The organism is Clostridium tagluense (assembly GCF_003865095.1).
GTDB classification, from domain to species: Bacteria; Bacillota; Clostridia; order Clostridiales; family Clostridiaceae; genus Clostridium_AD; species Clostridium_AD tagluense.
Genome location: NZ_BHYK01000071.1, coordinates 1 through 5,860 on the forward strand (window position 1 = coordinate 1; position 5,860 = coordinate 5,860).

The following is a 5,860-nucleotide window of genomic DNA, read 5'->3' on the forward strand; positions in this document are numbered from 1 at the left end:
GACATAAAGCAGTCACCGGAATACACAGATGAAGTTCTGTTAACCCGAGATTACGAGAATGGACTGTATCAACATTATAATCAACAGGGATACTGGATCGATGAAGAGAATTTCAATGAACATTTACACTAAAACCAGTGAGCGAGAATCTACATTTTTTTAATATAACTATATGTCGGTGTAAATGTGTATGTTGATAAAGAACTAATTAATTAAACGGCATTGGTATAAATTATATTTACCATTGCCGTTTTTGTTTCATTGCTACAGAGACCCCTGACCTGTCGTTATTAAACTTAATTGGTTATGGTGTAATATTCTATACATTAATTATAATTGTTTTCTTTTTTGTTACAGAAAAGCTAATAGATAGAGAAATTATGAGTTAATAAAAGTATATATTAAATGATCACCCGTGAAGATAGTAAAACGACAGAGCCAGATGCAAGTAAAAAAGTACCAATGAAGGCTGGTAAATATTTTTATAAAAAAACAGTAGGAATGTAATAAATAGACTTGGAATTAGGAAAAAATAAAATGGAGGTGCAAAATGTTAAATTTAAATAATAAGGTTGAGAATGCAAAGGATAAAGTTATAGGAAAAACTAAGGAGTCTGTAGGAAGGGCCACTGGTAGTCAAGAGATGGAACTTAAAGGGAAACTTCAGTACCAAAAAGGTGATTTAAAGGAAAAACTTGATAGAACCAAGGAGAAGATTACAGAGAAGTACAATGATACGTTAAATAAAAAATAAAAGGATAAAAATAATTGGTAGTCCTATTTTATTCATAACTACAATCAGCTTCTAAATATAAGTTAAATAAAAAACACTATTAAAGGTTACTAAAATTACTGAAAGGGAGGTGAAAAAAATTAATAAAGATGAAGGTATGGAAAATGTAGATAAAATTGTAGACATCAAAGATGATGAAATTATGACTGTAAGAGAAGTTGCAGCATATTTTAAAGTAAGTGAAGATACTACTCTTAAATTAGTAGAAAATGGGGAGATACCAGCTTTTAAAATTGGAAGCCATTGGAGAATAAATAAAAATGAACTAGCAAAATGTATAGATAAATTAAAAGATGGTAGAGGTGGAAATATTGGAGTTGATTAAATTCTCATTAAAACACTTCCGAAATGCTCTTTACCAAATAAAATAATTACATGGATTTATATGCTATTGTAGTTAGTACTTTTATACGTTTGTGAATGTAATAAATAAATTTGGAATTAAGATAAAATTAAATGGAGGTGCAGAATGTCAAATTTAAATAATAAAGTTGAGAATTCTAAGGATAAAGTTGTAGGAAAAACTAAGGAGGCTGCAGGAAGGGCCACCGGGAGTCAAGAGATGGAGCTTAAAGGGAAACTTCAGTACCAAAAAGGTGATTTAAAGGATAAAGTTGATAAAACCAAGGAGAATCTTACAGAGAAGTTCAATGATACGTTAGATAAAAAGTAAGATGACTAAAGTAATTAGTAGTTTTATTTTTTAAAAAATACATGGGAAAAAGCAACAAAACTACCTGCTACCAGATCTGATTGGTTCTTATACAGGGTGACCAGTGTTTGAATCTCTGATGTAGCACTAATATAAATATAGATATCTCAATCTTTTGGGATATCTGTTATTTTTCGATCTTTTCTTTATCATAATTAAATAATCATTGAGTGCTTAATTTTGTTGACAGGAGACTTCAATTTATAATAGATAAAATATATAATAATTAAATTACATACAAGAAACATTATAATGTAAATAATTGAGGTGAAATTGTGGATTTTAAGTTTTTACGAAGAAATGGCCATATTATAGTTATCATAATTGCAAGTATAATTCTATGTATTGCGATTCCATTTATATTGAAAAGTTTCGTTTTTAATAAACCCAATATAACTAGTTCTAATTGGTTAATTTTTCTAGGTAGTTATATGGGTGGTATAATTTCTGGGTTAGCAACTCTTGTAGCTGTTATAATTAGTTTAAATATTAGTAGAAATGTTCAAGCAGAATCAGAACTCAGAGAAAATAGTTTAATTGTTTATTATGATTTAATTTTGGGCTCAAATGATTTAAAAAGGCTTTATATTAATAGCAAGAATAAAGAATTTATGAATATTCCTTCTCGAATGTTTTTTAGTAAAGAATGGATAAGTAATGTTGCTAAAATTTCCCGTAACATTAGAGATACAGATAAGTTATATAAACTATATACAGATTTAGAAATAGTAGGTCAAGAATTAAAAAGCAAAAGCGAATTACTTATATTAAAGGATTATCATTTTGATAATGTTAGATATGAAGAAATCATTGATAAAATTTCTAATAAGGTTTTTAGTAGGGCATTTCTTGATAGTGATATGAATAAATATGAATATGATATAAAAGAGGACGAACTTTATGTTGATGAACTTAATACGGATTTTAAGAAAATTATTACAGACTTAAAATTCGTAATAGGTTAGTTTATTATATATTAAAAACCACTTTTATTAAACTTGAAATAATTTATATGCAAAGGAAGTATACAATGAGAGAAAATGTAAAAACGCGATATCCAAGATATCTTAAAGAATTTAAATGTATAGGTGGGAAATGCACAGATAGCTGTTGTATTGGATGGGATATAGATATTGATGAGGTCACCTTCAGGCAGTATTATAAAGTTCAAGACAAAGAAATGAAGCTCATGTTACAGAAAAATGTACATATTAATGATTATTACCTAAGCCCTGATGTAGATTATGGAAAAATAAAATTGAAAAGTGGGAAACGGTGTGCCTTTTTAGATGAAGAAAATTACTGTATAATTCATTCTAAAATTGGAGAGAAATATCTTTCAAGTGTTTGCACATCTTTTCCTAGAATAACAAATAAAGTAGATAGGTATTATGAAATATCCCTTGATGTAGCATGTCCCGAAGCTGCAAGAATTCTTTTATTAAAAGAAGAAGGAATTGAATTTACTGAAAGTGAAGGACCTTTAGGAAAACATATATTATCAAGTGATATTGAAACTACATCTACAGAATATAATAACTCACCCCTTAAATATTTTAAAGAAATTAGAGATTTGAGTATTAAAATAATACAAAACAGAGAATTTAATTTAAGTGAAAGACTGTACATATTAGGTGATTTTGTAAATACATTAGAAAAAGAACTTAAAAATAAGTATAATGATGTACCTAGATTTATTAAACAATATAATATGAATTCAGTTAATGATTCTTATGAAAAAAATAAATCAAATTATATTATGCAGATGGATTTTTTCAAAAAGATGATGGGTTTCTTAAATGTATCTAAAGAAGTTGAAAGTCCTTCTTTTAAGGAATATACTAATCAACTTATAATTGGATTCAAGTTTGATGAAGGAGAAGCCATTAGCAAATACTCTGAATTGCATATAAAAGCATTTGAATATTACACTGAGAATTTTATAAATAATAATAGCTATATTTTCGAAAATTATTTAGTGAATTTTATGTATAACTATATGTTCCCATTTAATGAATCAGAATCAATATTTGATGGATATATTTTGCTTTTAGTAAGATATTCATTTATTAGATTTTATTTAGTTGGGAAATATCTATGTACTAAGCAAGATAACAAAGAAGGTATGGTTGAATTTATCCAATCTTTCTCAAAGACCATAGAACATCATACAACATATTTAGTTGATTCGCTAAATTATATAAAAGAAAATAAACTGGATAATATGGAATTTGCTAAAAAACTTCTATAAAGAAGACTAGTAAGCAGCAAATTCGCTTCACTCATAAAAGTAGAGTAAGTATTGCTAGCAACAAATATTGTCCGTTTCACCCCCATTTTAAAGTCAATCCTGGAAATTATTATATTGTCAAAACAGTTATGCAATATTTCTTACCTTCTTTGCAACATATACTATACATATGAAAATAACAACTAATGAAATGATTAACGTAGTTATAATTCCAGGATACTTACCTGCAAACCCACTTGAGGAAACGTGTTTGATGAGTATACCTAAATAAGCCCAAAATATAACTATGCCATAGGGGATATCTTTATTTTTTAATGTTGTAATCATACCAATAATAAGCCCAACAAATAAAATAACTATTGTCCAAATTTGTTCAGATATGCTCCAACCATTCCAACCTAAACTAACAAGCAATGTGCAGGCATTAGCTATTGTTGCTACAGTAATCCACCCAAAATAAACGCTAAAAGGAAGTTTTACAAATAATTTTTCCTTTGAGGTTAGTTGTGTGGAGCTTATTTTAATGTTAATTTTAATTAAGCAAACCAGTATTACAATCATTAAAATCATAGAAAGTGGAATGATTTTATACTGCCAACTGAATATCCAGGCCATATTGGCTATTGAAGATATAATAAAATAACCACAAATAAGATTAACTATAGCTTTAGTATCAGCCCCCTTAAAAAGGCCCAGTTGATAAACTACAAATCCAGCAAGCAATAGGTATATTAGTCCCCATATTGCAAAGGTAATTCCAGCAGGTGCAAATAGATTAGGATATGAATCTGAAACTCCACCAGTTGTTATACCATTAATGGGTAAAATGTTTGCTAATGCATTAACAGTAACCATGAGAATAAAACTGAGCACAGTGAAAATTTTTAGAACTTTTACGTGTATTTCTTGTGACATTATTAAATCTCCTTCCACTTTTGTTATTATGTGTAATCTTATTCTTATTTTACTTAAGTATAACATAAATATAAATATCATTCTTACTTTTTAGATTTAGGAATAACTGTTACACACCTTAAAGTAGTGAATATTATATAAAATAGAAATTTATGTATTAGGAGGGCTACAATATGAAAATCTTTATCAAGAAAAAGTGGAAATATTGTCTGTTTATTATTCCAATAATAATAGTTACAATAATTGCAATATATACAAAGGATTATTATAGAGCTATGCCGGAAGCCAAAAGTATGTTGCGTTCAAATGATAAGGTTGAATATAAAGGTTCACCTTGGATTGAATATACTGCTAAAAACAAAATAATTACCAAAGGTTTAATTATATATCCAGGTGGGAAAGTTTCACCTGAGGCTTATGCACCACTAGCCTCGAAAGTAGCGGAGTCTGGTTTTGTAGTTGTAATTGTACCAATGCCCTTGAATCTCGCTGTACTTTCTCCTAATAAAGCTGAAAAGGTAATAGAAAAACATCCAAAAATTAAGCAGTGGTATATAGCTGGTCATTCCCTTGGAGGGGTTATGGTAGCACAATTTGCATACAAAAACCAATATAAAATTAATGGTTTAATACTCTTAGCATCATATCCGCAAAAAAGTAACAATCTATCATCAAGTGGAGTAAAGGTTTTATCAATGTACGGCACTAAAGATGGATTCATCGGAAAAGATAAGATTGATGAATCTAAAAAATTATTGCCAACAAGTACAAAATGGATTCCTATAAATGGAGGTAATCATTCTCAAAATGGTTGGTATGGATTCCAAAAGGGTGACAATACAGCAACTATAACAAGAGATGAGCAACAAAATATTATAGGGAAATCTATAGTTCAATTTATGAGTGGAAATTAGGGAGTGCAAGAATTGCTGTAATTCCACCTTTAGCAGCAATCTACCTTTTTTCTATATGACTATCCCATCACAATGGTCTACTTCATGTTGAATAATTTGAGCAATCCATCCTGAGTATTTTCCCCTTCGCTTCTTAAATCCCGAATTTTTTGACACCAATCATATTAGCTGCCATCCCTACACAGCCTTCTTTATTTGCTTTAAGCGTATCAAGCAAATCCTGTATCACCTGAGCATCTGCTTTTGTAGCAAGTTCTGATTTTTGATTTAGAAAG

Annotated in this window: 7 protein-coding genes and 1 pseudogene; 6 read left to right on the top strand and 2 right to left on the bottom strand. The window is 28.9% G+C overall.

The genetic code is table 11. The features are described 5' to 3' along the window. The first annotated feature begins 550 nt into the window (after positions 1-550). From Ctaglu_RS24175 to fliB, 5 genes are all read left to right on the top strand, one after another. Entirely contained in the window at positions 551-754 is a 204-nt protein-coding gene (locus Ctaglu_RS24175) for a CsbD family protein (protein WP_125006564.1), read from the top strand. Positions 755-863: 109 nt separating this feature from the next. Beyond that, the gene (locus tag Ctaglu_RS24180; RefSeq protein WP_233439947.1) at positions 864-1,118 is read left to right on the top strand and encodes a helix-turn-helix domain-containing protein; all 255 of its coding nucleotides are present in this window, start codon (positions 864-866) and stop codon (positions 1,116-1,118) included. A gap of 144 nt (positions 1,119-1,262) precedes the next feature. After that, entirely contained in the window at positions 1,263-1,466 is a 204-nt protein-coding gene (locus Ctaglu_RS24185) for a CsbD family protein (protein WP_125006568.1), read from the top strand. 314 nt (positions 1,467-1,780) lie between these two features. Continuing rightward, positions 1,781-2,470, top strand: coding sequence for a hypothetical protein (locus tag Ctaglu_RS24190; RefSeq protein WP_125006570.1), 690 nt, complete (start codon positions 1,781-1,783; stop codon positions 2,468-2,470). Positions 2,471-2,535: 65 nt separating this feature from the next. Continuing rightward, positions 2,536-3,756 carry a flagellin lysine-N-methylase gene (fliB, locus tag Ctaglu_RS24195; RefSeq protein ID WP_125006572.1) on the top strand — a complete coding sequence of 407 codons (1,221 nt, stop codon included), beginning with the start codon at positions 2,536-2,538 and terminating at the stop codon, positions 3,754-3,756. A 126-nt stretch (positions 3,757-3,882) separates the two neighbouring features. On the opposite strand, the gene Ctaglu_RS24200 is transcribed toward fliB, so the two are convergent. Next, positions 3,883-4,671 carry a TspO-related membrane protein gene (locus Ctaglu_RS24200; protein ID WP_125006574.1) on the bottom strand — a complete coding sequence of 263 codons (789 nt, stop codon included), beginning with the start codon at positions 4,669-4,671 and terminating at the stop codon, positions 3,883-3,885. A gap of 173 nt (positions 4,672-4,844) precedes the next feature. Between Ctaglu_RS24200 and Ctaglu_RS24205 the strand changes: the two genes are divergently transcribed. After that, positions 4,845-5,585: an alpha/beta hydrolase gene (locus Ctaglu_RS24205; RefSeq protein WP_125006576.1), complete on the top strand. Its 741-nt coding sequence runs from the start codon at positions 4,845-4,847 to the stop codon at positions 5,583-5,585. 51 nt (positions 5,586-5,636) lie between these two features. Here Ctaglu_RS24205 and Ctaglu_RS26110 read toward each other — a convergent pair. After that, positions 5,637-5,860: pseudogene (locus tag Ctaglu_RS26110) on the bottom strand (peptide deformylase); the annotation flags it as partial.